Annotated in this window: 22 protein-coding genes and 1 pseudogene; 3 read left to right on the top strand and 20 right to left on the bottom strand. The window is 63.6% G+C overall.

Annotation, left to right across the window (positions count from 1 at the left end):
• Together CN97_RS12765 and CN97_RS12760 are read right to left on the bottom strand one after the other, a co-directional pair.
• Positions 1-1,005 (bottom strand): ABC transporter permease, encoded by a 1,005-nt coding sequence (locus CN97_RS12765; RefSeq protein ID WP_035712066.1) that lies wholly within the window; start codon positions 1,003-1,005, stop codon positions 1-3.
• Between the two features lie 55 nt (positions 1,006-1,060).
• Positions 1,061-2,566 carry an ABC transporter substrate-binding protein gene (locus CN97_RS12760; RefSeq protein WP_035712230.1) on the bottom strand — a complete coding sequence of 502 codons (1,506 nt, stop codon included), beginning with the start codon at positions 2,564-2,566 and terminating at the stop codon, positions 1,061-1,063.
• Between the two features lie 214 nt (positions 2,567-2,780).
• Here CN97_RS12760 and CN97_RS12755 point away from each other — a divergent pair, with 214 nt between their 5' ends.
• Together CN97_RS12755 and CN97_RS21540 are read left to right on the top strand one after the other, a co-directional pair.
• Positions 2,781-3,431 (top strand): TetR/AcrR family transcriptional regulator, encoded by a 651-nt coding sequence (locus tag CN97_RS12755; protein WP_242685288.1) that lies wholly within the window; start codon positions 2,781-2,783, stop codon positions 3,429-3,431.
• A 1,029-nt stretch (positions 3,432-4,460) separates the two neighbouring features.
• A pseudogene (locus CN97_RS21540) lies at positions 4,461-4,589 on the top strand (helix-turn-helix domain-containing protein); the annotation flags it as partial.
• A gap of 481 nt (positions 4,590-5,070) precedes the next feature.
• Here the strand turns inward: CN97_RS21540 and CN97_RS12745 are convergent.
• The 6 genes from CN97_RS12745 to CN97_RS12725 all read right to left on the bottom strand — a co-directional run bounded on the left by CN97_RS12745 (position 5,071) and on the right by CN97_RS12725 (position 10,239).
• A complete protein-coding gene (locus CN97_RS12745; protein WP_035712059.1) occupies positions 5,071-5,802 on the bottom strand; it encodes an ABC transporter ATP-binding protein in 732 nt (243 codons plus the stop codon).
• Positions 5,775-6,650 (bottom strand): ABC transporter permease subunit, encoded by an 876-nt coding sequence (locus CN97_RS12740; RefSeq protein WP_084684156.1) that lies wholly within the window; start codon positions 6,648-6,650, stop codon positions 5,775-5,777. The genes CN97_RS12745 and CN97_RS12740 overlap by 28 nt, the downstream gene beginning before the upstream one ends.
• Positions 6,650-7,612, bottom strand: a complete 963-nt coding sequence (locus CN97_RS12735; protein WP_035712056.1) for an ABC transporter substrate-binding protein — start codon at positions 7,610-7,612, stop codon at positions 6,650-6,652. Before CN97_RS12735 ends, CN97_RS12740 begins: the two co-directional genes overlap by 1 nt.
• Positions 7,613-7,622: 10 nt before the next feature.
• Positions 7,623-8,951 (bottom strand): LLM class flavin-dependent oxidoreductase, encoded by a 1,329-nt coding sequence (locus CN97_RS12730; protein WP_035712053.1) that lies wholly within the window; start codon positions 8,949-8,951, stop codon positions 7,623-7,625.
• A 205-nt stretch (positions 8,952-9,156) separates the two neighbouring features.
• Positions 9,157-9,300: a DUF1684 domain-containing protein gene (locus CN97_RS20690; protein ID WP_131389812.1), complete on the bottom strand. Its 144-nt coding sequence runs from the start codon at positions 9,298-9,300 to the stop codon at positions 9,157-9,159.
• A 369-nt stretch (positions 9,301-9,669) separates the two neighbouring features.
• Entirely contained in the window at positions 9,670-10,239 is a 570-nt protein-coding gene (locus CN97_RS12725; RefSeq protein WP_035712050.1) for a hypothetical protein, read from the bottom strand.
• Positions 10,240-11,214: 975 nt separating this feature from the next.
• Here CN97_RS12725 and CN97_RS12720 point away from each other — a divergent pair.
• Positions 11,215-11,562 (top strand): hypothetical protein, encoded by a 348-nt coding sequence (locus CN97_RS12720; protein ID WP_131389810.1) that lies wholly within the window; start codon positions 11,215-11,217, stop codon positions 11,560-11,562.
• A gap of 490 nt (positions 11,563-12,052) precedes the next feature.
• On the opposite strand, the gene CN97_RS12715 is transcribed toward CN97_RS12720, so the two are convergent.
• The 12 genes from CN97_RS12715 to ehuR all read right to left on the bottom strand — a co-directional run bounded on the left by CN97_RS12715 (position 12,053) and on the right by ehuR (position 24,253).
• Complete coding sequence (locus tag CN97_RS12715; protein ID WP_035712047.1) at positions 12,053-13,423, bottom strand: aspartate aminotransferase family protein; 1,371 nt, start codon at positions 13,421-13,423, stop codon at positions 12,053-12,055.
• Positions 13,424-13,425: 2 nt separating this feature from the next.
• Positions 13,426-14,877: an NAD-dependent succinate-semialdehyde dehydrogenase gene (locus CN97_RS12710; protein ID WP_035712044.1), complete on the bottom strand. Its 1,452-nt coding sequence runs from the start codon at positions 14,875-14,877 to the stop codon at positions 13,426-13,428.
• A complete protein-coding gene (gene doeB / locus CN97_RS12705; RefSeq protein ID WP_242685287.1) occupies positions 14,874-15,890 on the bottom strand; it encodes a N(2)-acetyl-L-2,4-diaminobutanoate deacetylase DoeB in 1,017 nt (338 codons plus the stop codon). The genes CN97_RS12710 and doeB overlap by 4 nt, the downstream gene beginning before the upstream one ends.
• A 4-nt stretch (positions 15,891-15,894) precedes the next feature.
• Positions 15,895-17,076, bottom strand: a complete 1,182-nt coding sequence (doeA, locus tag CN97_RS12700) for an ectoine hydrolase DoeA (RefSeq protein ID WP_035712042.1) — start codon at positions 17,074-17,076, stop codon at positions 15,895-15,897.
• Between the two features lie 10 nt (positions 17,077-17,086).
• Positions 17,087-18,055, bottom strand: coding sequence for a cyclodeaminase (locus CN97_RS12695; RefSeq protein ID WP_035712040.1), 969 nt, complete (start codon positions 18,053-18,055; stop codon positions 17,087-17,089).
• The gene (gene eutB / locus CN97_RS12690) at positions 18,052-19,014 is read right to left on the bottom strand and encodes a hydroxyectoine utilization dehydratase EutB (protein WP_035712038.1); all 963 of its coding nucleotides are present in this window, start codon (positions 19,012-19,014) and stop codon (positions 18,052-18,054) included. Before eutB ends, CN97_RS12695 begins: the two co-directional genes overlap by 4 nt.
• On the bottom strand, positions 19,011-19,754 hold the full coding sequence (locus CN97_RS12685; protein ID WP_035712036.1) for an aspartate racemase/maleate isomerase family protein: 744 nt from the start codon (positions 19,752-19,754) through the stop codon (positions 19,011-19,013). Before CN97_RS12685 ends, eutB begins: the two co-directional genes overlap by 4 nt.
• The gene (ehuD, locus tag CN97_RS12680; RefSeq protein ID WP_035712034.1) at positions 19,751-20,410 is read right to left on the bottom strand and encodes an ectoine/hydroxyectoine ABC transporter permease subunit EhuD; all 660 of its coding nucleotides are present in this window, start codon (positions 20,408-20,410) and stop codon (positions 19,751-19,753) included. The genes CN97_RS12685 and ehuD overlap by 4 nt, the downstream gene beginning before the upstream one ends.
• Positions 20,410-21,045: an ectoine/hydroxyectoine ABC transporter permease subunit EhuC gene (gene ehuC, locus CN97_RS12675; protein ID WP_248700093.1), complete on the bottom strand. Its 636-nt coding sequence runs from the start codon at positions 21,043-21,045 to the stop codon at positions 20,410-20,412. Before ehuC ends, ehuD begins: the two co-directional genes overlap by 1 nt.
• An 85-nt stretch (positions 21,046-21,130) precedes the next feature.
• Positions 21,131-21,952: an ectoine/hydroxyectoine ABC transporter substrate-binding protein EhuB gene (ehuB, locus tag CN97_RS12670; protein WP_035712029.1), complete on the bottom strand. Its 822-nt coding sequence runs from the start codon at positions 21,950-21,952 to the stop codon at positions 21,131-21,133.
• A gap of 23 nt (positions 21,953-21,975) precedes the next feature.
• The gene (gene ehuA / locus CN97_RS12665) at positions 21,976-22,761 is read right to left on the bottom strand and encodes an ectoine/hydroxyectoine ABC transporter ATP-binding protein EhuA (protein ID WP_035712026.1); all 786 of its coding nucleotides are present in this window, start codon (positions 22,759-22,761) and stop codon (positions 21,976-21,978) included.
• Positions 22,762-22,864: 103 nt separating this feature from the next.
• Positions 22,865-24,253: a MocR-like ectoine utilization transcription factor EhuR gene (ehuR, locus tag CN97_RS12660; RefSeq protein ID WP_035712024.1), complete on the bottom strand. Its 1,389-nt coding sequence runs from the start codon at positions 24,251-24,253 to the stop codon at positions 22,865-22,867.
• Between the last annotated feature and the right edge of the window lie 162 nt (positions 24,254-24,415).

The following is a 24,415-nucleotide window of genomic DNA, read 5'->3' as shown; positions in this document are numbered from 1 at the left end:
TCAGTTGATCCGGATACGGGGGTCGATGAGGGTGTAGAGGAGGTCGATCAGCAGGTTCACGAGGATGAAGATCGCGGTATAGGTCAGCACGAGACCGATGATCAGCGGGTAGTCTCGTGAGGAGATGCCCTGGATCAGCAGGCTGCCGATTCCCGGCCATGCAAAGACCGTTTCGACGATCATCGCCCCCGAGAGCAGCGCCCCGAATTCCAGCCCGATGATGGTGACCACGCCGACGAGCGCATTTCGAAAGGCGTGGCGCCACAGGATCCGCATCCTGCCAAGCCCCTTGGCGCGAGCGGTCATGACATAGTCCTCTTGCAGCGCCTCCTGAACCGAGGCGCGGGTCAACTGCGTAATGATCCCGGTCATGTTCGTCCCAAGGACCAGCGCGGGCAGCGTAAGGTGCTTCAGCCCCCCGAAAAACGCGTCCATCCGGCCCTGCAGCAGCGCGTCGAGCAAAAGGAAGCCGGTGATCGTCTCAAGTCCCATGCCCCAGGGCGCACGTCCGCCGGAGGGCAGCAGGTGCCAATGCCCGGCGAAAAGCAGGATCAGGAGGATGCCGATCCAGAAATTTGGCATCGAGATCCCGGCAAAGCTGAGAGCCGATGCCAGACTGTCCCAGAACGAGCCGGGCCGCGCCGCGGCCAGAACACCCATGGGAATGCCGATCATCACGGCGATCAGCGTGGCGGCAAGTGCCAGCTCGATCGTCGCGGGCAGGCGCTCGAACACCAGTTCCATGACCGGCACCTTGTACTTGAACGAGGTTCCGAAATCACCGGTCACGGCGTTCCCGAGGAAGTTCATGAACTGGATTGGCGGCGGATCGTCGAGGCCCCATGCCTCGCGGATCCGGGCTTTGTCGGCGTCTGATGCCTCGTCCGAGATCAGCATGCTGACCGCGTCACCCGGCGCGAACTGCATCAGCGTGAAGACCACGGCCGCGACCACGATCAGCACGGGAATGGCACCGATAAGGCGGCGCGTGGCATAAAGCAGCATCGGCTGTCCTTTGGTTTAGGAGCGGGCCGCCTATGGGCGGACCCGGATGCGGCGTTCAGTTGACGAAGATTTCCCAGCCGTTGACCTGATCGGCCGGGCGCGGTTTGAAGCTGACCTCCTTCGAGATGCCCCATGCCATCTTGTGCTGCCACATGAAGGCCGCGGGCGCCGCATCAACGAGATGGCGGACCACCGCCCGCATCTTCTGGTCACGTACTGTCGGATCGAATTCGGAACGCTCGGCAGCCAGCAGCGCGTCAAGCTCAGGGTCTGAGAAGCCGAGACGCGGAGAGCCTCCGGTCGCGAAGTACTGATGCAACGCCCGTGAGGGGTCGATCATCGAGCCACGGCCCATGTAATAGAACGGCACCTTGCCCTGCTGGACATTGGCCCAGAGCGTCGCCCATTCCGGCGTGTCCAACGTCACCTTGAAGCCTGCCGCCTCAAGCATCGGGACCATCGCCTCGGTGATCTGGCGGTCGGCGGTATAGCGTCCGACCGGAGTGGAGAGTGTCACCTCCACGCCCTCAAGCCCCGCCGATTGTAGCAATGCGCGGGCCTTTTCGGGGCTGTAGTCATAGGCGCTGGAAAATTCCGGATCATAGCCGATCTGTCCCGCGCTGACCGGTCCGTCCAGCAATTCGGCCTGATCTCGCAGGATTGCACGCACAATGGCTTCGCGGTTGATCGCATGAGCGACAGCCTGCCGTGCCTCCTTGCGATCCCAGGGATGCGTCTTGGGCGACATCGCAAGGAACATCATCTCGACCGAATTGGTCGTGACGATCTGGGCATTTGGCAGATCCGCGACCCGCGCGATCAACTGGGGCGGGACGGATTGCGCAATCTGCACCTCGCCATTGGCGAGAGCGGTCACGCGCTGCTCGGGCTCGGGCATGATGCGATACATGATCTGCGCGGGATTGTTGGGCGACACCATCGGGTGCGTATCGTTGCGCGAAATCACGATATGCTCGCCGATGCTGACCGTGGCGAGCTTGTAGGGCCCGGCGCCGAACGGAGCGTTCTTGAACATCGCCTCGCCCATCTGGTCGTAAAGCGCCTTCGATGTCACGGCGACGCCGGCGAGGTTGTCGGGCACCGTCGCGTCAGGGGTCGCAGTCGTGATCCGCACGGTACGGTCGTCGATCGCTTCGACCTTGCTCCAGCCGGCGACAAGATAGGATTTCCCCGAGGCCGGGTTGTTGCCAAGATAGTCGATAGAATGGACGATATCCTGCGCCAGCACCGGATCGCCATTATGGCGCGTTGCGCCTTCGGGCAGAAGAATTTCCCAAGTCAACGGATCGACAGACCGCACCGACTCGGCCAGATAGGGCACGAAGGCGTTCTGATCGAAATCGTAGCGCGTAATGCAGCCATAAACCTGACACCAGACATTCGACAGCAGCACCACCGGATCGGCATAGGGATTGTACCCGGAGATCGTCTCGGTGATCGCGACCGCGATCCGCGCGTCAGTCGGTGTTTGTGCCGACGCCGCAGTTGCAGCGGCGGTTATCGCCGAACTTGCCAGCAGGGAGAGAAGCGCTTTCTTCATCATCATCCGTTCATATGAGCCATGTCGATGACAGGTCTTTGATTTCACTTTGAACTTGCTTCGTACGACGATCTGCGAATAAGTAAGTGAATGCTTACTTATTTACTGTAAAGAAGAAATATCGGCTGAGAATCCATTCAGTTCTGCGATGCGTCGTAGTCGCGCAGAATTTGCTCACGCTGCCGATATTTTACGCAAACAGATGGTGGTTCAGATGCCGAACATCAGTGATCGCGCCGCGCAGAGCCAAAAGCTCAATCCGGTGGCACAGCGCCTCCTTGCTGCGGCAACGACCGAGTTCCAACGCTACGGCTTTTCGGGGGCAAGTATCTCGCGCATCATTGATGCGGCAGAGTGCAATGTGCGGATGATCTACCATTATTTCGGGAACAAGCTCGGCCTCTATCGTGCCTGTATCGAACAGGTCTATGAGCAGCTTCGACAGGCCGAGGCCGAGGCCATCTTCTGGGATCTGCCCCCGGAACAGGCGATCGCAGAACTGACGCGGTTTACTTTCGACTACATGGAGGCGCATCCCGAATTTCAGGGCATGATGCGGATCGAGAACATGTCGGACGGTATTCACGTTCGCGAACTGACCGCGGTGAACAAACGCGCAGAGACGCTGTTCCATGCCATCGAAAAGGTACTGGATCGCGGCGTGGCCGGAGACGTCTTTGCCCATCGTGCCGATCCGGCCCAGCTTTACCTTTCGATCCTTGGCCTTGCGACCATCCATATCGCCAACCGGCACACGATGGGCATGGTGCTGGGCCTCGACCTGTCGGCCCCCGATTTTCTGGTGGCTCGTCGCGAAGAGGTGGTGCGGACGATCCTTGCCTCGCTGAAGAGCCCTGCAGTATGATCAGTACCGTTCGGCCCTTCATCCGTCTGACGTAGGCCCGACCAAGGCTGTTGCTCGCCTGGAGAAGACCACCCGGAGCTGCTGGAGCGGCATGGCACTGATTTTCAGCCCCATCGCATTTCGGTGCGGGAATTCGCGATGTAGGCCGGTCGGCAAAATATTCTCGTTTTTACAAGTGGTTCGTGGTCGATACCAATCTTGTCCAAGCGGAAGTATGCATCCCTGCTAATGAGAATGTGCAGACGCATAAAGTAGCGTGAGGCGCCATCCGTGGAGGCCGACAGGGGCAGGAGCAGGAGCAGGCGACTGCAACAATCGCCGGCCTGCGCAAAACGAAAGATGGCGGCAAGAACCCCGCCGGAAATGCGCCTTCAGATCCGCCCGAGGTCGATAGCCCGCTCCCCACGAGGCCTTCCAGAGTTCGACGATCGGCATAGCCGAGCGACGCGTTGCGCAGCAGGGTTGGCTAGGGCCAAGAGGTAGGTTTGGGTGAGTTAGGTTTCTTAGGATCAACATGCTTTGCCTCAACCGGACTCTGATAGCGCGGTCAGAAGTGGGCGCCGGGAAGGGCCCGCAACCTCTCTACGATCCCTGTAGTAGCGGCGGGGAAGTGGGAGAGTTCGGATACTGCGGACTGCCGAGGGTGCGGATCATTCCATTCTCGGTGGTCCGACAGGTCGCCCAGTCTGTACGGCCTTGGAGCGGCGAACCAGTCGTGGTGTCTATGCGTGAAAGGACCGGATCGAGCAAGACTATCAGGACATTGTCGTCGAGAAGCGCGCTCCCGGCTGTACGTCGTGCGTGGGTTGACAGTCTCGAGCTTCGCCGGAGATGCATCTGCTCGGCTCGGCTCGATCACCAGCCAAGCGGTCACTGATCGGGAATGCCGTGGCCATTCCAAACGATAGAAGCTTCGAATCTCTAAATTACATAAGATAGATTATTCTAAATTCCTGAAATGCTTGATTGATTCAAGATTGAAGTGCGACTTTTGAGCAAAAACAATACCTTGCTCAAGGGAGGCTTCGCATGCCCCGCTCATATGTCCATCTCGACCTCGAAGACCGCCGCAAGATCGCCCGGTGGAGTGAGGCGATGCCAGTTCTCGAGATCGCAGCACGCCTCGGCGGACATCGTGGCACGATCCGCCGCCACCTCCCAGTCTTCCCCGCGCCGCCGCCCGCGCGCGCCGCCGATGGAGCCGTCCGAATGGCGCAGCAGTTCCATGGCGGGGGCATGATCGACCAGCGTCACCCCCAGCATCTCCAGCCGCCGGCGCAGGGCGCGCATGTAGTCCGGCCCGCGCATGGCCCGGTAGCGGGGCTGGCAGTCCTCATCGCGGGGAAAGTCGTGGACATCGCAGAGCGTGGGCAGGTTCTTCCATGTCGTTTCGATGATGCGCTCCAGCCATTCCGGGTCGTCCAGCCCGCCTGCCCGCGCCCGGCGGCGCGTGATGGCCTCGGCCTGGGCAGCGGGTGCACCCACCAATGACCGGGCCCGGCGGTGGCGGTGACGCCGGAGGTGCCGCACCAGCCCTTTTCGGCCAACACCACGGAGGCCCCCGACCGGCGCGCGCCGATGGCGGCCTAGGCGCCCGCCATGCCGCCGCCGATCACCAGCACATCGGTGGTGATCCGCATCAATGCGCCTTCTGCCGGACGCCCAGCCAGTCCAGGAGCCGCCCGCGCAGCCGCGCCACCTCCGCATCCGCCACGTCGCGGGGGCGCGGCAGGGTGATGCGCTCCTCGTGCGCGATAGCGCCGTCGCGCATCACCAGCACGCGGTCGGCCAGCAGGATCGCCTCCTCCACGTCATGCGTGACCAGAAGCACGGCGCAGCCATGCCGCTGCCAGAGCTCGGCGACCAGTGCCTGCGCCTTCAGCCGGGTCAGCGCATCCAGCGCGGCGAAGGGCTCGTCAAGGAGCAGAAGCTCAGGCTCCCGCACCAGGGCGCGGGCAAGCGCCGCGCGCTGCGCCTCGCCGCCGGAGAGCACCTTGGGCCAGACCTCGGCGCGGTGGCCGATGCCCACTTCTTCCAGCGCGCGTTCGGCACGGGCGCGATCGGCCCCCTTCTGGCCGAGGATCACGTTCTGCCAGACCCGTTTCCAGGGCATGAGCCGCGGGGCCTGGAAGGCTACGGCGCGGGCGCGCGGCACCTCCACCTCTCCCTCGAACTCCGCATCCAGATCGCCGAGGATCCGCAGCAGCGTGGATTTCCCGCAGCCGGAAGCGCCGAGCAGCGCCACGAACTCCCCCCGTCCGATGGACAGGTCGAGCCCGTCGATCACCCTTCGCGCGCCGAAGCGGCGGGTCAGGCCCCTGACCTCGACGGCCGGGCCGGGCGTCACGCCCCGGTAAAGCTGGGTCGCCATGCGAGGAAGATCCTTTCGAGCGTGCGGACGATGAAATCGACGGCCAGCCCCAGCAGCGCATAGACCACGAGGCAGACGACGATCACGTCGGTCTGGAAGAATTCGCGGGCATTGGCCATGAGATAGCCGATGCCCGCAGTGGCATTGATCTGTTCGCCGAAGACCAGCGCCAGCCAGGAAAGCCCCAGCGAATAGCGCAATCCCACCAGCGCGCCGGGAAGCGCGCCGGGCAGCACCACATGGCGCACGAGCCCGAGGCGGGAGAGGCCGAGCGTCCGCCCCGCCTCGATCAGCGTCTGGTCGACGCCGCGGATCCCGGCGAAGACGTTGAGATAAAGCGGAAAGGCGGTGGCCAGCGCGATGAGCGCGACCTTCGGCGCCTCGCCGATGCCGAACCAGATGATGAGGAGCGGGATCAGTGCCACGTTCGGCACCGTGCGCAGCATCTGCATCGGCGCATCGACCAGATCCTCACCCAGCCGGGTCAGCCCGGCGATGACCGCCAGCGCCACGCCCAACGTGCCGCCGATGGCCAGCCCCGACATGGCCCGGCGGAGCGAGACTGCGATTGCCGCCTGCAACTCCCCGCTGGCGAGAAGCGCGGAGGCCGCGCCCACCACCGTCGCCGGCCCGGCCAGAACCTCGGCCGGCAGCACGCCTGTAACGGAGGCGATGTGCCAAAGCAGCAGAAGCAGGAGTGGACCCATCGTTCGCCGCAGCCAACGGGGCGGCCCGGTGCGGCGCGCGGTGGCGGGGATCAGCCGTTCGCGGGCGGTCTCCGGCGGGGCGGAGGCTTCCGCCCGCTTCCCCGCCACCGCCCCGCCGTGGGGGATGTCGATTGCGGTCATCAGTTGGTCGTCTCTACGAGCAGATCATGATAGACATAAGCGGAAAGGTCCAAGTCGCCTTTCAGCACGCCCGCTTCGACCCAGGTCGCGAAAACCTGCTGCAACTGGGCGGCCAGCGCGTCATCCACGGGTTTGCGGACATAGGCCGTCTGTTCCTCATAAAGCGGCTCCACCGTCGCGCGGTCCTGCTTGGAGAACTGCTGATAGAAGGTCAGGAAGGCCTCCCTGTCGCTCCGCGCCCAGTCATAGCTGCGCTCGATCCGGGCGAGGTAGTCGGAGATGGCAGCGCGCTTCGCCGGATCGGCCAGCGCCTCATCCGTCACGGCATAGACGGCATTGCCGGTGTTCACCCCCTTGCCGTCAAAGAGCGTCTGCGCGCCCAGAACGCCGGTGCTGCGCGCCTTGTAGACGCCCCATGTGCCCCAAGCGTCGATGCCGCCGGACTGGAAGGCCGCCGCCGCATCGCTCGGAGTGAGAAAGGCGAGCTTCACCTCGGATGGGTCGATCCCCGCCTGTTTCAGCGCGCCGAGCACCAGGTAATGCGCAACACTGCCCCGCGTGGTGGGCGAGATCGTCTTGCCCTTCAGGTCGGCCAGCGTCCGGATGCCGCTGTCCTTCGGCACGATGATGGCGGACCCCAGCCCGCCGTTGTTGAACACCCCGGCGATACGGATCTTCGACCCACCGGCGATGGCGGCGACAGCGGGGCTGTCCGCGGACATGCCGACATCAGCCGCGCCGGCCTTCAAGGCCTCGTGCAGGTTGACTGCGGCAGGATAGACCGACCATTCGATGGTGTAGGGCACATCGTCCAGCAGGCCGGCGGCTTGGAGACGGGCACGGCTTTCGCCGACCTGGTCGGCCACGCGCAGTGTCACGCCCTTCAGATCCTGAGCGGCGAGCGGCGCGGCAAGAAGCGCCAGCGCGGCGATTGCGCCAAAGGCGCGGCGGGTGATGGTCATGGGAGTATCCTCATTCCGCCGCGAGCGCGGTCGCGGCATGGCGGTTGACGGGTTTCGCGATCCCGAGCGACTCCCGGAAGGTCGTGCCCTCGTATTCGCTGCGGAAAAGACCACGGGATTGCAGGATCGGCACCACGGTTTCGGCAAAGACCGAAAGCTCGTCGGGCAGGGAGTTGTTGTAGACGAAGCCATCCGCGCCGCGCCCCTCGAACCAGCGCTGAAAGGCGTCGGCCACCTGTTCCGGCGTGCCGACGAAATCGCTGCGCGGGGTGGCGAAGCGGCGGGCGGTCTGGCCCAGCGTCAGCCCCTCCTCCCGCGCCAGCCGCAGGATCCGGTCGGAGGTGGAGCGATTGGAGTTCTCGGCAAAGCGCGCGACATCCGGGAAGGGCCCGTCCGGGTCATACTGGCGCAGGTCATGTTCGTTGAAGGAGCGCGAGAGCAGCAAAAGCGCATCATCGACAGAGGTGAGCGCCGCGAATTCCTCGTATTTGCGTTGTGTCTCCGCCTCGGTGGAGCCGATGACGGGGCGGAGGCCGGGCAGGATGAAAACGCTCTCCGGGTCGCGCCCGAACCCTGCGGCGCGGCGTTTGATGTCCGCATAATAGGCCTGCGCCGGGGCGAGGCTCTCATGCTGCACGAAGATCGCGTCCGACCGCGCAGCGGCGAAGTTGCGCCCGTCCTCCGATGCGCCCGCCTGAAAGATCACCGGCTGGCCCTGCGGCGAGCGGGAGATGTTGAGCGGCCCCTGCACATGGAAGAACTCGCCGCGATGGTCCAGCCGGTGCAGCTTGCCCGGATCAATGAACCGCCCGGTGGCCTTGTCATGGGTCAGCGCGTCATCCTCGTAGCTGTCCCAGAGGCCCTGCACCACGTCCAGATGCTCGGCCGCCAGCCGGTAGCGGGTGGCATGGTCGTAATGCTTGTCGCGGCTGTAATTGGCCGCCGAACCCTCCAGCCAGGAGGTCACCACGTTCCACCCCGCCCTGCCCCCGGAGATATGGTCGAGGGAGGCGAACTGCCGCGCGACGTTGAAGGGCTCCGCATAGCTCACCGTCAACGTGCCGACGAGGCCGATGCGGTCCGTCACCGCCGCAAGGGCGGACAGGATGGTCAGCGGCTCGAAGCGGTTCAGGTAATGCGGGCTAGACTTCTCCGTGATGAAAACGCTGTCGGCCACGAAGAGGAAGTCGAACTTCGCGGCCTCCGCCACCTGCGCCTGCCGCCGGTAATAGGCGAAATCCGTGCTGGCGCCCGGCTGCGCTTCGGGGTGGCGCCAGTCGCCCCAGCCTGTGCCGTTGCCATGCAGCATGAAGCCCAGTTTCAGTTTCCGCCCGCCCATTGCATCTCTCTCGTGATTCCGTTTTGGAAAACGAATACTACGTTAATAGATAATTGGTGTATTTCCAAAGTTGCCCGACGGCAGAGAAGATCTCTCTCCTTCCCCCCATGCTCACAGGTGGCCGCATCTCCCGGCCGTCATCGGCAATCGCCTTCCAACGTTCCCCGGGTGGCCAGACCGCGGCCCCGGCGGCACGTCCGATGACTCAGGGCGCGTTCGTCCAGACCGGCGCGCGTTCCCGGACACGAGGGGCGAAGGGCAGCAGGTTTTCCGGTGGCCGCAGCGAGCAGGTGGCAAGGCCGGTAAAGGCGCAGCGCCGGTTGAGGGCCTGGTTGAAGTTGAGGATCACCCGTCATCTCGCCAAAGATGGAAACGACCCGCGTCATAGGTCTCCCGCCCCCACCCCGCTGTCGCGTCGAGGGACGAACAGGGGTGGCTCTCCATCCAGTGGTGGCAGCAGCGTGACTCCGCACCCTCAGGGCAAAACCGCGCGATGGGTCAGGCGGGTGGAGGTGCGCAAGGTGAAGAAGCAATTCGCGCGCAAGGGCCTCAGCCCAACAATCTTCAGGCGGGTTTTCCTTTGGTCCTGCTTCTGCTCGGAGCAGAGAGGGCCACGCGCCCGGTAGTATGAGGCTGTGCAGGGTACGGAGAGCCGGTGATCAAGAAAGCTGAATCGCTCTGCAGCGTCCTTGCGCGGAGGATCGGCATAGGGCGGGCGCTAGCCCAGCACCCCATAATGCCTGGCGATCCAGATGATATCGATGATCAGCCAGACCACGCCCAGCCACATCAACCGGCGGCTGTCTTCGGTGCGCATACTGATGAAGGCAATCACAAGCCCTATGCCGAGCCGCGCGAAATAAGCTGCGCCCAGCTTGGCCATATAGTCCTGCCCCTTCAGCGAAGTGTCAAACAGGTCGAACACGAAGGACAGCGCGAAAATGCCAAAGAACGCGCGCCTGCGCCGGACGAAAAACACCTCGCGCTCGGCCTGATCCTGAATGTGATCGGGATAGAGCAGCGTCGCCATCAGAAAGAACAGCGACGCATAGGACAGCACGAACAGATAGACCCCGAAATTCCAGCCCTCGATGAGACGAAGGGCGAATTCCCACCACCAGAAATGCACCGCCCCCAGCAACAGCGATAGCGACCAGACGATCTGGCCGTGCATCCGTTCGGTCTTGCGGGGGTCTTGCAGATGGCGCGACAGGCCCGACAAGACGCGCGTGATCGCCAGCCCCAGGATCAGGCTCAGTAAGATCCGAAGATGGCCGTAGGCATCCATGCAATCTCTCCATCGGTCCGATTTTCGCAAGGTTAGCACGGCCTTGTCGCGCGTGGCGACACCCCCTACGGGCTTGCTCGGACGGGGCGCGGCCCGTCTGAGCTCCTGTGTGCAGCTCCAGAGGGGCAAGCCTGGTGAGCCGTTTCGCCGCCCATCGCGGAAAAGCTCTGCGACAAGAAGATGGCGCGGTTGCGCCAGGAAACTGACAGAGGCGGTCCCGTCAGGCCGAGACCCGCTTTCTACTCCTCCCGCGCCGAGCGATTTCACCCACCATCGCTCCTCTCACCATGTCATCGCGCGCGATCACGGAGCTTTGCGAGAGGCGGGATGAGCACGTTTTGCACGATATTGCCGACCCCAAATTCGGGGCGAGTGATTTCCTGGCCCGCTATAACCGACAGCACCGCCCGACGTCTCAAAGAATACCCGCCTACCAGAGACCTGACCGTCACGCTTATCTCCGGCTACCGCGCCGACCAGCATTACAAGGCGGCGAAGCGGCTTGAGGAACCAGCAGGTGAAAGGTGCTAACCCGTGGCCGCGGCGACCCCCAATCCCCGAGCCTCGCCTGCGTGCCTCTCCATTATTACGGGGCAAGTACAGCCCAGGTGATTTTGCTGGAGGATGCACGCGCCTCCTTGGCCTCTGCTGGCGCATACCCGTGCTTCCAAGTTTCCAGACGTCGGCGCGGAGATACTTCACAAGTCGGGTGCAACACCGGACGCGGAGCTTGCGGCCGTGCGATCCGTTCGGGCCGAGCGCTTCATGCGGTCGCGAGGGCGTCACCTGCCCTCCCGCTGCCGGAGCCGCAGGCGACCGCCGCCGAAATTCGCCGCCGAAGTCCGCCGCTGGGCTCAGCATCCTGTGTCGGCCTGACGTGATCGCGCATCGCAGGCATCCGGGCGTCGGGAAGCTGACCTGGCGCTGCCCCGCCAAGAGTTCGACCCGGCCAATGTCACCCCGATGATCAAGCGAATGAGCCGCTTTACGGTGGTGCTGAATGCCGAGAAGCAGGCGAGACCCATCCTGGCCCAGATCGCGACGGTGCTGGCGCCCCCGCCCCGGAATGCGCGCCGGTCGGCGCGCGGGTCCGCGCCCAGCGACTGGCCGCTTCTCGAGGCAGAAGTGAGTGCCCAGACCGTTCGCCATCGCCATCGGACCGATGGCGTGCTGATGGCTCACTTTGCGATGGGCAGTCTCCCTGCTAAAAGGGTTTGGATCGAGAATGCGAGCGCCCGCCCCGCCCCGCCCCGCTGGCTCGGCAACGGCACTGCTGCGAGCAGCCAATGCCGGGGCGCGTTGCGCACCCTTTGCCCCGCCTGACCTTACCAGCCCGGGATACCTCTGCTGGAGAACTCCGGCCGACGTCTTCAAGGCGAAAATCGCGGGTAGAAGATACCGGAGGAACCAGATCGGCCGAAATCGAGGGTGGCATCTGGGCTAGCGCCTCCCCGAACGATGTCGCGACCGTGGCCTCGAACCTCAACAGATGCGAGACGCCGCCCTCAACCTCATTTCAATCGCCCCTATCTCGGCCGCGCGGTCGCCGAACTGCGACGGCGCGCGACCACAGTCCGATCCCCGGGCTGGGATCGGATCGATCTCATCGGGAGTGACGCCGGGCAGACAGCATCACCCTCGATGCCGATGGCTTTATGACGCGTCAGACAACCACTCGCCCGCAATTGTAACGCCGCTATCGTGAATCTATCCGATAATGCACAAAGGCCTTGTCGATGAGGCCCTGTCGATCCAGACGCGGAGCTCCAAGCAGAGCTTATAGGTCCACTTGCCAAAACCGCATGTCCCAGCCCTAACCCAGCGTCTTGCGGACGGCATCTGCGGTAACACCGACGATGGTATCGGCTTCCGCCTCGGTCAGGCACAGGGGGGGCGCGAAACCCAAAATGTCGCCCTGCGGCATGGCGCGGGCGATGACACCGTTCTTCAGCATCTCGGCCACCACTTTCGCGCCGGTGCCATCCGATGGGTCGAAGAACGTGCGGGCATCGCGATCCTTTACCAGTTCGACGGCGCACAGCATGCCCTCCCCCCGGATATCACCGACATGGACGTGATCCCCCAGCGCGGCTTTCATCCCGGCATTCAGATAGGCCCCGACGCGGGAGGCATTGCCCACCAGATCCAGCTCGTCGATGAGGTTCAGGTTGGCGATACCTGCCGCTGCACCGAGAGGATGGGCCGAATAGGTCCAGCCATGGCCCAGCACGCCATTCTCATCCGTGCCCTGCATCAGCACCTCCCAGACCCGCTGGCCGATGATGGACCCCGAGAGCGGCGCATAGGCACTGGTCAGACCCTTGGCGCAGGTGATGATATCGGGCGCCATGCCATAGTGGTCACTGCCGAACATGCTCCCGAGCCGCCCGAACCCGGTCACCACCTCATCCGCGATGAGCAGGATATCGTGTTTCTCCAGCACTTTCTGGATCGCATCCCAATAACCCGCGGGCGGCGGAACGATACCCCCTGTGCCCAGCACGGGCTCACCGACAAAGGCGGCGATGGTACTTGCCCCTTCTGAGACGATCAGCTTTTCCAGCGCATCGGCGCAATGGGCGCTGAACTGTTCCTCGGTCATTCCGGGATCGCTGCGGCGGAAGTAGTAGGGCGCTTCCGTATGGATCACCTGTGCCAGGGGCAGGTCGAACTTCTTGTGGAACAGATCGAGTCCGGTCAGGCTCCCCGTCATCAGGCCGGAGCCGTGATATCCGCGCCAACGGCTGATGATCTTCTTCTTCTCCGGCAAGCCGCGTATGTTGTTGTAATACCAGACGAGCTTGATGTTGGTTTCATTGGCGTCAGACCCGCCCAAGCCGAAATAGACCCGTGCCATTCCCTTGGGTGCGCGGTCCATCACCATCTTGGCCAGCGTGATCGCCGCCTCCGACCCGTTCCCCGCATAGGCGTGGTAATAGGCCAGCTCCTCCGCCTGTCTGGCGATGGCATCTGCGATCTCCCTGCGGCCATAGCCGACGTTCACGCAGTAGAGACCGGCAAATCCGTCAAGCAGACGATTGCCGTCGCGATCGATGATATGCACACCCTCAGCGCCCTTGATGATGCGCTGCGCGCCCTCTCCGCGGGCGAATTGGCCAAGGTTGGTCGAAGGGTGAAACAGGCTCTCGCGGTCCCATTTGGACAGTTCGTCATTGGTCAGCATTCTCATGCCCTCCTGTTGTCTGCCCAGTCGCGGCAGACATATTTGATTTCGGTAAAGGCCTCCATGCCGTGACGGCTGCCCTCGCGGCCCAGACCGGATTGCTTCATGCCACCGAATGGGATCGGCGCGCCCGTAACCTTGGTGCGGTTCACGGCGACCATGCCGAATTGCAGCGACCGGCTCAGGCGGTAGATCCGGCGCGGGTCACGCGAATGGACATAGGCGACAAGGCCGTATTCGGTTGCATTCGCGATCGCGAGCGCCTGTTCTTCGGTATCGAAGGGAGCAATCGCCGCGACCGGGCCGAAGGTTTCCTGACGGAAGATCAACGCATCAGACGGAACATCGGCAAGAACCGTGGGCTGATAGAACAGCCGCCCCTGCACGTCCCGCCTGCCACCGGTCAGCAATCGCGCGCCGAGCGACAGGGCATCTGCCACGTGCTCCTCCTGCTTGAGAACCGCGGCTTCGTTCATCAGGGGGCCGAGATCACGGTCCTGATCGCCGGGGCCGAGGGTAAGCGCTGCGGCCGCCTGCGCGAAGCGGTTACAAAAATCCTCGTAAATGGGCCGCTCTACGAGAAAGCGGTTGGCGCCGAGGCAATCCTGCCCCGATGTGGCGAATTTGGCCTTAATCGCCTCGTCCACCGCAAGGTCGAGATCGCAATCGGCAAAGGCGATGAAAGGCGCATGTCCTCCCAGTTCAAGCACCAGCCGCTTCACCGTGTCGGATGACTGCCGATACAGCAGCTTGCCGATTTCGGTCGATCCGGTAAAGGACAGCGCCCGGACGCGTGCATCGCCGCACCATGCGCCGACGATCTCGGGCGCATCGCCCGTGACGACGTTGAAGACGCCGGGCGGGAAGCCTGCACGATGGGCCAGCTCTGCAAGCGCCGTCGCAGAAAGCGGCGTTTCGGCGGAAGGGTGAATGACCACGGAGCAGCCCGCCGCCAGCGCGGCCGCCGCTTTACGGGTGATCATCGCGCAGGGGAAGTTCCATGGCGTGATAAGCGCGGCGACGCCAAGGGGTTCGCGCCACAGTTCCATCTCTGCCGTCGAAAGATGGGAGGTCACGCTTTCGATATTCGGTCGCTTGGCTTCCTCGGCATAGAATTCGACGAAGCTCGCGGCGTAATCGATTTCCCCGCGCGATTCCGAGAGGGGTTTGCCCTGTTCCGCCGTCATGATCCTGGCCAGATCCTCTCGGCTGTCGCGCAGGAGCAGGAACCATCTGTGGAGAACCGCCGCGCGTTCCTGCGGCAGCGCGAGCGCCCAGGCAGGAAACGCGGCAGCGGCGGCATCGACGGCGGCGCGGGCGCCTGCGGCATCCAGCTTTGCCATCTGCGCGATGGTCTCGCCGGTGGCCGGATCGGTGACGGCGAAGCGCTCTGCCCCGATCCACCTGCCATCGACAAAGGCGTCCTCCCGCCAGAGGGTGTTGTCGGAGATCATCCCTCCACCTCCACGCCGATGACGGCAACGCAGTCGCCTGGCTTGACGATGCCCGGAAAATGCCGCGCCATCATCACCCCGGCACGTCCGGCAGTGACTATGACGGGCGGTAGTCCGGTGCGTGAGACGGGAAAAATGCGGGCGACGGGCTGACCCTGAACGACGTGATCGCCCAGATCGGCAAGGAATTCGATCAGTCCACCGTCTTCCGCAAAGGTGAAGCAGTTGGCATCCGGCATGTCGAGCCATTGGGTGGATTGCACATCGACATCGCCTTTCAGCAGGCCAGCAGCAATCAGCAGGTTCTTCAGTCCGCGTTTCGCGATGCCTGCCGTATGCGATGTAGCCGTCCCGCCGCCACCCAGTTCGGTGGTGACGAATATCTTGCCCATCTCCTCCGCCGCAGTGTCATACATGCCGACCGCGTCGATCTCGAGCATCCTGACCGACCAGGGCGCGCCAAAGGCCCGCACGAGATCGAAACTCTGTGCCTCCTGTCGTTTGTCAGGCAGGATATGGGCCGCGCAATAGGGCAGGAAATCCAGCGTTTTGCCGCCGGAATGAAAGTCCAGTATGATATCGGACATGGGTAGAAGCACCCTTTGGAAATAGTCCGCGATCTTCTGTGTGACGGAACCGTCCGGGCGGCCCGGGAAGCTCCGGTTGAGATTTCCCCGGTCGATGGGAGAGGTCCGCGTCCCCGCGCCGAAGGCGGGATAGTTCATGGCGGGAATGATGATGATCCGCCCCGATACATCCTCTGCCCGTAGCGTGGAGGCGAGATCGAACAATGCGATCGGGCCTTCGTATTCATCACCGTGATTTGCCCCTGTCAGCAGCGCGGTGGGACCGTCGCCGTTGTTGACGACGGTAATCGGGGTCATGATCGACCCCCAGGCCGCATCATCGCGCGAATAGGGGAGCCGCAGGTATCCGTGCTGAACCCCGGGGGCCGCGAAGTCCACCGTTGCGGTGATCGGAGAGGGGATCAGTTGCATCTGCACGGGCAGCATCGCGTCAGTCCTTCACGAACAGCTTGCGCGGCACCGAGGCCAGAAGCTCCGGCGCGCCTTCGGTGATTGCAATGCTCTCGGTGATCTCCAGTCCCATCTCCTCCGACCAAAGGCCGGTCATGAAATGGAATGTCATGCCCGGTTGCAGCACTGTCCGATCACCGGGGCGCAGCGACATGGTCCGCTCGCCCCAGTCCGGCGGATAGCTGACGCCGATGCCGTAGCCCGTGCGCCCGTCCTTGATGATGCCGTATTTCCTGAGCACGGCGTAGAAGGCGCCGGCAAACTGCTCGCACGTATTGCCCGCGCGCGCGGTGTCCAACCCGGCCTCCATCCCCTCCAGAACGGCCTGTTCCCCATCGAGGAACACCTGCGGCGGCTTACCCAGGAACACCGTTCGCGAAAGCGGCGCGTGGTAGCGGTTGTAGCAACCCGCGATCTCGAAGAAGGTGCCCTCCCCCGCCCGCATGGGCCTGTCGTCCCACGTCAGATGTGCGGCCGCCGCCTCACGCCCCGAGGGAAGCAGCGGCACGATGGCCGGATAGTCGCCGCCGAAACTTTCCGTGCCGCGGATCCCGGCATCGTATATTTCCGCGACCAGATCGCATTTCCGCATTCCCGGCTCGATCTTCTCGAAGATGCGCTCGTGCATTTTGGTCACGATGGCTCCGGCCTTGCGCATGTAGTCCAGTTCGGTAGGGGATTTGACGGCGCGCTGCCAGTTCACGAGGCCAGTGGTGTCATGGAACTTCGCGTCGGGCAGGTGCTTTTGCAGGGCGGCAAAGGCTGCGGCGGTGAACCAGTAATTGTCCATCTCCACGCCGATGCGGCGGGTTCCCCACCCTCTGTCTGTCATAATCTGCGACAGCAGGTCCATCGGGTGCTTCTGCGTATTCTGCACGTAGTCGTCGGGATAGCCGATGATATTGGCCTCAGCCAGATATGCGGTGAACCGGGCTCCGACCGCATCCATCGCGCGCCCGAAGAAGATCGGCTCTCCCTCCGGCGGAACCACGACACATTGATGCACATAGAACGACCATCCATCATAACCGGTAAGCCAGTTCATGTTCGAAGGATCGGTGACGATCAGAAGATCGACGCCCCTTTCCTCCATCGCCCGCCGTGTCTTCGTCAGGCGATCTGCATACTCCTGACGGGTGAATTTCAATGCGACATCGCTCATGGGTTTGCTTTCAGAGGGTGAAGGTCTGGCCAGCCCCCGCGCCGGACGCGCGGGCAAGGGCAAGCGTGGCAATGGCGGTATCCTGAATGCCGGTGCCGGTCAGGTCGGCCAATGTGATCTGCAGGGCATCGCTGCGGCCCGGCGCCAGCCCTGCAAGGATCTGGCCAAGCTCGGGGAAGTCACCGGCAAGACCGGCATGGTGCAATTCCCCGAGCATGCGGGTCTGTGACAGCCGATCGGCGACGTAATGGGCGGCGGCGACGAGTTCGGGCGCAATCTCGTTCTTGTGGCCCGCATCCGAGCCCATGGCCGTGACATGGGTGCCGGGCGCGACCCGGTGCAGTATCGGGGCGGTCGCCGGTGTGGTCGTGACGACGACATCCGCCTGTTCGGTCGCCTCGTGGACGGTGACTGCGGCGCTCACGGGGAAGGGCAGCGTTGCCGTCATCTCCGCCGCGAAGGCGTGTGCTCTGCCGGCATCGCGCGCCCAGACCGTTGCCCCGGCCAGCGGACGTACCAGCGCCAGCGCCTGCAACTGCATCCGCGCCTGCATGCCTGCGCCAAGGATCGCTGCTCGCGTGGCATTCGGGCGGGCCAGCGCATCTGCGGCGACGGCCCCGGCGGCAGCGGTGCGGATGTCGGTCAGGTAGCCGTTATCGAGCAGCAACGCCTCAACGAGGCCAGTTGTGGCGGACAATACCACCATCATGCCGTTCGTGGAGGGCAGGCCGAGCGCGGGGTTGCCGAAGAAGCCTGGCGAGATCTTGATGGCGAAATGCGAAAGACCCGGCACATAGGCGGTCTTCACATCGACCTCGCCCCGGTGTTCGGGAATGTCGAGGCGCAGGATAGGCGGCATCGCGACCGGCTTTGTCGCCAGAGCCACGAAGGCATCGCGAATGCAGGCGACGGCCTCCGCGTCGAGCGGCACGAGCGCCCGCAGATCGGCTTCGGTCAGGATCTTGACGGGTGGTCTCATGCGGCCTCCGATGCCCCTGCCATGACGCGGGCGTGCAAGGCGGGGTCGATGTTCCCGCCCGACAGGATGGTGACGATCGGACCATCCGCGCGGATATCAGTCGGCACCTTGCCGGCCAGCAATGCCGCCGTGCCGACGGCCCCTGCCCCCTCCACCAGATGTCCAGCGCGGCCGAGATGGCGGATCCCCTCGGCGATCTCGGCCTCGGTCAGCAGGATCACGTCGTCCAGCAGCGCCCGGCAAAGCGGAAAGGTCACGTGGTTGTCCACTCCGATCCCGCCACCCAGACTGTCGGCGAGGCTGCGGGTCTCCGCCACTTTGACGGGCCGCCCTGCACGGAGGCTTGCAGCCATCGCCGCGCCGTTTTCCATCGTCAGCCCGATCACGCGCGTCGCGGGAGAGATCGCCTTGATCGCGACCGCGATGCCGGCGGCCAGCCCCCCGCCCGACAGCGGCACCAGAACGGCCGCGGGCGTCCCGATTTCCAGACCGATGGTGCCCTGTCCCGCAACGACGGCAGGATCGTCGAAGGGCGGGATATAGGCCATGCCGTCATGGCTGACGGCACGGATGACCTCGGCCATCGCCTCGTCCTGACTGGCGCCGATGACGCGCACATCTGCTCCGAGATCGCGGATCGCCCGGACCTTGTCGGGGGGAACAAGACGCGAGAGGCATACCGTGGCCGGCACCCCGAGCCGCTGCGCCGCATAGGCGACGGCCCGGCCATGATTGCCGGTCGATGCGGTGATGACCCCGCGCGATACATCCCGCGTCAGGATGGCGTTTGTCGCGCCCCGCAGCTTGAAGGCACCGGTGGTCTGCCGGTATTCGCATTTCAGCAGAACCGGATGGCCAAGCGCGTCGGACAGGGCATCGTCGCGGATGATCGGCGTTTCGGCCACATGACCCGCAATAAGGTGACGGGCGGCGTGAATATCGGAGAGCGTCACGGTCATGGCTGCCTCATCAACTGGCCCGGCAGAGCCGCGCCGGGATCGCCGCAGGCCCGCATCGCCGCCCAGAGCGTTGCGAGGTTGGAGGTGACGATCGGAACGCCCAACACATCCTCGATCCGGGCCGCGATTCCCGCGGCACGAACCGCGGTACAGGAGATGAACAACGCCTGCGAACCCGGCACGAAGGCCGCGCGGGCGGCTTCCATGATGCTGTCCTGCGAAAGCCGCGCCATCTCTCTGTCATCCGTCAGGTTGAGGCAGGATACCCCTTGCAGCGCGAAACCGGCGGCCTCGAAGCATTCGGCCATCGGGCGCGTCGTCTCGGGCGTATAGGGTGTGAGCAGCGTGATCCGCCCGGCAGCCAGAGCTCGCAAGGCCGCGAAGCCAGCGCTGATCGGCGTTATCGCCTGCGCCCCCGGCTTGCCCGCGGTGATCGCCGCACGCACCCTGTCGTCGCCGATCACCACGGAGGCGGAGGTGCAGCTATATACAACCGCGTCCAGTTCCTCGTCCGGCAGGATCAGTGCAGCAGCGTGCGTCACCTCCCCCGCCATCGCAGCCAGCGTCTCCGGCGTGACGGGATTGGCGAACGGTATGCGGGTTGCATAGACACCGATCCCGCGCGGCGGCAAAACAGCGAAATCAACCTCCGTCGTGTGATCGGTCGCCAGCGTCACCAACCCGATCCGACGGGGAACGGCGCAGTCGTCCAGCATGAGGGGCAAATCCAGAACGCTCATCTGCCGACCCTTCCATAACGGTGCTCCAGCCAGCGCAGGGCGACGACGGAGATCACGCTGACGATCAGGAACATCACTCCCACCATCGTCATCGGCTCCACATAACGGTACGAACTGTTGGCCACAGATCGCGCCTGATTCATGAGTTCCAGAACGGTGATCGCCGAAAGCAGTGGCGTTTCCTTGAACATGGCCAGCAGATAATTCGCCATCGCCGGGATCATCGGCGGCACGGCCTGCGGCAGGATCACATGCGTCCATGTCTGGCGCGCTGTCAGGTTGGTGGCCTTGGCGGCTTCCCACTGGCCGCGGGATACGGCCTCTATCCCGCCGCGATACACTTCGGCGGTATAGGTGGCGTAATGCAGGCCCATCCCGATGACACCGGCGGTCAATGCAGGAAGGCGGATGCCGAGGTCGGGCAGGACATAGAAGATGAAGTAGAGCTGAACCAGCAGCGGCGTACCCCGGATGAACTCCACCACGAAGGCGGTGGTGCGCGAGAGGAATTTGTTCTGCGAGCGGCGCAGGATCGCGAAGACAAGCCCCAGGACCGCCGCGACGATCGCGCCCAGAAAGGTGGCGATCAGGGTGATCTGGAAGCCGTGCAGAAGCTGGGGCAGGATCGACCAGGCGAAATCCCAATCCCATTCCATCAGCGCACCCCGTCCAGGCCGCGCGTCACGCGGCGCTCGTAGGCGCGGACGGCATAGGAAATGACCGATGACATCGCGAAATACAGGATCAGGATCGTTACGAAGGGCAGAAACGTGTTGCCGGTCTGGGAGCGGACGACCTGCGCCTGAAACGTCATGTCGGCCAGCGAGATCAGGGAGACGACGGAGGTTGCCTTGAGCAGTTCGATGGCATTGTTGCAGAAGGTCGGGAGCATCAGCGGCAGCGCCTGCGGCAGGATCACGTGACGCATCCGCTGAAACCGCGTGAGATTGACGGCGGTGCAGGCCTCGTGCTGATCCCGGGGCACCGAGAGGATCGCGCCCCGGACGACCTCGGCGCCATAGGCGCCCACATTCAGGCCAAGCGCCAAGATCCCGGCCTGCATGGGTGTCGGTGTCCACAGACCGGTCATTGGCAGCACGAAATAGATCCAGAAGAGCTGCACGAAGATCGAGGTGCCGCGAAAGAACTCGATATAGGCCGTTGAAAACCAGCGGATCACGGCGATCCGCGACAGCCGGCCAAGCCCGGCCGCGAAGGCCACGCAGATCGCGAGGATGGAACCCAGAACCGTCAGCAGGATAGTGACCTTGGCGCCGTTGAGAATAAGCATCAGGTATCCAAACCAGTCGCCCATGCGCTGATGCCGCCTTTCTTCGTTATGGGAGGAGGGGGCAGGACGGGCCTGCCCGGCCGGATCATTGCTGCGCGCAGAGCTTCTCGCGGCTGGTGGACATCGCGGCCTGGGCGGAGAAGCCATAGGGCTCGATGATCTTGGCGAACTCGCCCGATTGCTTCAGCTTCGCCAGTTCGACGTCGAACGCATCCCTGAGGCCGATGTCGCGCTTGTTGAAGGCAGCGCCGTCGCAATAGACGGGCGCCCCTTGGACCGGCGCAAAGACCTCTATGCTATTGTCCCCCGATTTCGACAGCAGGTCGTTCAGCGACAGGATCGGCAGCGAATAGGCATCGATACGGCCATCCTGCAACATCTTCAGCCCCGACTGGGCATCCGGCACGACGATCAGACGGTCGCGCGGAACGCCGGCGTCAAGAGCCAGCTTCTCCTCCGTTCCGCCACCGGGAGCACCGAGTTTGGCGTTGGGATCATTCGCGAAATCGGCATAGGACTTGAAGCCCTTCGGATTGCCCGCCGGGATCAGAAGTGCCTCTGCATCGCAAAGGATCGGTTCGGAATAGGCCACGGCGTTGCAGCGCTCGGGCTTCATGAACAGGCCCGCGGTGATCGCATCAACACGCCCGGCCTGCAGGCTTGGGATCATCGCGCCATAGTCGAGGATCGAGGCCTCCAGATCCGCGACGCCTAGCGCGGCGAATACGGCGCGTGCCACGTCAGGCGCAGCGCCGGACACTTTGCCGTCGGCACCGATGGCGGTATACGGCGGCTCGTTGCCTATGGCGATGCGGACTGTGCCGGCGTTTTTCAGGTCTTCGAGTTTGTCCGCGAGGGCGGGCAGCGGCACCGCCAGAAGAAGGGCGGCGATCAGGGCGGTTTTCATCGTTTTCTCCTGTTGGAAACTCATCACACGCGCTGTCCTGCGGCGATGATCTTGCGCAGGAAGGACTTCGTGCGGTCCTCTTGCGGCGCGGTGAAAATCTGGTCTGGCGGGCCCTGCTCGACGATGCGGCCTCTGTCGAAGAACAGCACCCTGTCGGCGAAGTCATGGGCAAAGCCCATCTCGTGCGTGACGAGCAGCATGGTCATGTCGGTCTCACGAGCCAGACGTTTCATGACCTCCAGCACCTCCTCCACCAGTTCGGGGTCAAGGGCCGAAGTCACCTCGTCGAACAGCATGATCTGCGGCTGCAGGGCCAGCGCGCGGGCGATGGCCACGCGCTGTTTCTGCCCACCGGAAAGCTGGCTGGGCATATGATCCGCCTTGTCCGCCAGACCCACCATATCCAGAAGATCGCGCGCCCGGCGTTCGGCCTCGCTGCGCTTCTCCCCTTTGGTCAGGATCGGGGCCATGGTGATGTTCTGAAGAACCGACTTGTGCGGGAACAGGTTGAAGTGCTGAAAGACCATGCCGATGTGGCGGCGCATCCGGTGAAGATGCGCCTCATCCGCCGGAACCTCCGCTCCGTTCTTCTCCATGTGGTACAACGGCTCTCCGCAAAGCTCTATACGGCCCCCGGAAATGTCCTCCAGCGTCATCAGGATACGCAGGATCGTCGTCTTGCCCGATCCCGATGGTCCGATCAGGGCGAGCTTTTCGCCCTTGTCCACGTCAAAGCTCAGGCTGTCGATGACCCGCAACGTGCCGAAGGACTTTTGCAGGTTCTGGATGCTGATGATCGGCTGGCTCAATGCGTCCCCCTTGCTGCCAGGAAAACCTTGCAGCAAGACGAAATCAGTTCAATATTAAAATAATATCATGACAATTTTTTCGTGTTGTGCTTGTCCGGCAAGCTTAACCAATGAGCGGAAGAGGGGTTTCCACAGCGCCCTCCAGCGTCTCGGAGACAAAGGACAGACCTCTTCGCAGATCATCGGCGCTTGTTGAACCCAGGGCGATTCGGACGGCATCGCGCCTGTTTCGATCATCCAGCCGAAAGGCACGCCCCGAAGCGATGGCCACGCCGCGCTGTCTGGCCTGCGCTACGAAGTCCTCCTCGTTGCGGCCCGGCGGCAACTCCAACCAGACATGCAGGCTCTGCGGATGGGCCCGAAAAGTGGCTGCTCCAAGGCTCTCGCGCACAATCTGGTGACGTTCGCGCAATGCGTCCCGCTGCCACGATACCAGCCGTGCGACCGTGCCGTCATTGATCCAATGACTGAGCAGCTCGACCATTGCAGGCGTCGCCATCCAGTTTGTGACAAGATGCCGGTTGGCCGCTGCTAGCGCGATACGCGGCGGCGTCACCAGCCAGGCGACACGCAACCCCGGGAGCGTCGTCTTGGTGAACCCGTTGACATGCAGCACACGCTCAGGCGCCAATACGGCCAGAGGGGGCGGCCGATCTTCGATCATCGTGTTCAGGATGTCGTTCTCGATGATGAGAATGTCATGACGGCGACAGATCTCCGCCAGTTCGATGCGCCGCTCGGTGCCGCTGACGATGGCCATCGGGTTGACCGCCGAGGGTTGCATATAGAGCGCATGCAGATTTCCCTTTCGTGCAACGTGATCCAGCGCCTCGGGGACGATCCCCTCGTCATCCACGGGGAGACCCTCAAGATGAATCCCCAGATACTTGCACAGGGGCATGAGCAGGTGATGTGTCAGGGACGCTGCCGCCAGCGTCGCGCCCGCCGGAACGGCACTCATCACCGCGGTCGTGATGGCCGAGGTGGCGCCGTCAGTCAGGATTATGTTCTCCGCCGCAACGTCGATACCAGTGTGGCGGAGCCATTTGGCGGCGACCTGACGATGTTGTGGCAGAACCGAATTCGGCCGGAAGGAGAGTGCGGCGGGAGCAGTCAGGTTCTCCGCGACCCAGTGCAACCCTTTGCGGAACGTTTCCACATGCATCTGGGTCGTGACAGGCTTCAAGATCGACAGGTCTATCAGCCCACCCAGGCGCTCTGACAGATACGGCGGAGCGTTTTCCGCGTCCGCCGGCAGCACGAACGAGCCACGGCCGACCTCACCTGCCACCAGTCCCCGCCGGATCAGTTCCTCATAGGCACGCGACACGGTCTGCACGGACAGGCCCATCTCATCGGCGAGCTTGCGATGGGGCGGCAGCCGCGCACCGGCGGCCAGATGCCCGTCCCGGATGGCGCGGGCATACTGCTCGGCCAGCGAAAGATAGGCCGGGCGGTGCAGTGCCGCAGGATCGGGGCGCCATATTGTCATGATTTAATCTCGGATCAATTTAGCAGATTGGCAAGCACAAACGTAACATATCGCATTACCCGGCTTGAACGGCATCCTGCATGTTCAACAGGCTTACGACCCGCAGGTGAAGCCCGGTGTTCGAAGCTTTTGGGCAGGTATCACGCCCACGCAGCCCTGCGA

The sequence above is a fragment of the Haematobacter massiliensis genome (assembly GCF_000740795.1).
Lineage (GTDB): Bacteria > Pseudomonadota > Alphaproteobacteria > Rhodobacterales > Rhodobacteraceae > Haematobacter > Haematobacter massiliensis.
This window is presented reverse-complemented; position numbering and strand designations above follow the sequence as displayed.

Bases quoted from the DNA above. Each gene is read 5' to 3' on its own strand.
- CN97_RS12725 (WP_035712050.1), bottom strand. From the start codon at position 10,239: ATGGATGCCTACGGCCATCTTCGGATCTTACTGAGCCTGATCCTGGGG.
- CN97_RS12740 (WP_084684156.1), bottom strand. From the start codon at position 6,650: ATGACCGCAATCGACATCCCCCACGGCGGGGCGGTGGCGGGGAAGCGG.
- CN97_RS12745 (WP_035712059.1), bottom strand. From the start codon at position 5,802: ATGGCGACCCAGCTTTACCGGGGCGTGACGCCCGGCCCGGCCGTCGAG.
- ehuD (WP_035712034.1), bottom strand. From the start codon at position 20,410: ATGGAATGGGATTGGGATTTCGCCTGGTCGATCCTGCCCCAGCTTCTG.
- CN97_RS12710 (WP_035712044.1), bottom strand. From the start codon at position 14,877: ATGATCTCCGACAACACCCTCTGGCGGGAGGACGCCTTTGTCGATGGC.
- eutB (WP_035712038.1), bottom strand. From the start codon at position 19,014: ATGACCGTGACGCTCTCCGATATTCACGCCGCCCGTCACCTTATTGCG.
- CN97_RS12695 (WP_035712040.1), bottom strand. From the start codon at position 18,055: ATGAGACCACCCGTCAAGATCCTGACCGAAGCCGATCTGCGGGCGCTC.
- CN97_RS12730 (WP_035712053.1), bottom strand. From the start codon at position 8,951: ATGGGCGGGCGGAAACTGAAACTGGGCTTCATGCTGCATGGCAACGGC.
- CN97_RS12685 (WP_035712036.1), bottom strand. From the start codon at position 19,754: ATGAGCGTTCTGGATTTGCCCCTCATGCTGGACGACTGCGCCGTTCCC.
- CN97_RS12760 (WP_035712230.1), bottom strand. From the start codon at position 2,566: ATGAAGAAAGCGCTTCTCTCCCTGCTGGCAAGTTCGGCGATAACCGCC.
- ehuC (WP_248700093.1), bottom strand. From the start codon at position 21,045: ATGCTTATTCTCAACGGCGCCAAGGTCACTATCCTGCTGACGGTTCTG.
- CN97_RS12765 (WP_035712066.1), bottom strand. From the start codon at position 1,005: ATGCTGCTTTATGCCACGCGCCGCCTTATCGGTGCCATTCCCGTGCTG.
- ehuR (WP_035712024.1), bottom strand. From the start codon at position 24,253: ATGACAATATGGCGCCCCGATCCTGCGGCACTGCACCGCCCGGCCTAT.
- ehuB (WP_035712029.1), bottom strand. From the start codon at position 21,952: ATGAAAACCGCCCTGATCGCCGCCCTTCTTCTGGCGGTGCCGCTGCCC.
- CN97_RS12755 (WP_242685288.1), top strand. From the start codon at position 2,781: ATGCCGAACATCAGTGATCGCGCCGCGCAGAGCCAAAAGCTCAATCCG.
- CN97_RS12715 (WP_035712047.1), bottom strand. From the start codon at position 13,423: ATGCTGACCAATGACGAACTGTCCAAATGGGACCGCGAGAGCCTGTTT.
- CN97_RS12735 (WP_035712056.1), bottom strand. From the start codon at position 7,612: ATGACCATCACCCGCCGCGCCTTTGGCGCAATCGCCGCGCTGGCGCTT.
- CN97_RS12720 (WP_131389810.1), top strand. From the start codon at position 11,215: ATGAGCCGCTTTACGGTGGTGCTGAATGCCGAGAAGCAGGCGAGACCC.
- doeA (WP_035712042.1), bottom strand. From the start codon at position 17,076: ATGAGCGATGTCGCATTGAAATTCACCCGTCAGGAGTATGCAGATCGC.
- doeB (WP_242685287.1), bottom strand. From the start codon at position 15,890: ATGCTGCCCGTGCAGATGCAACTGATCCCCTCTCCGATCACCGCAACG.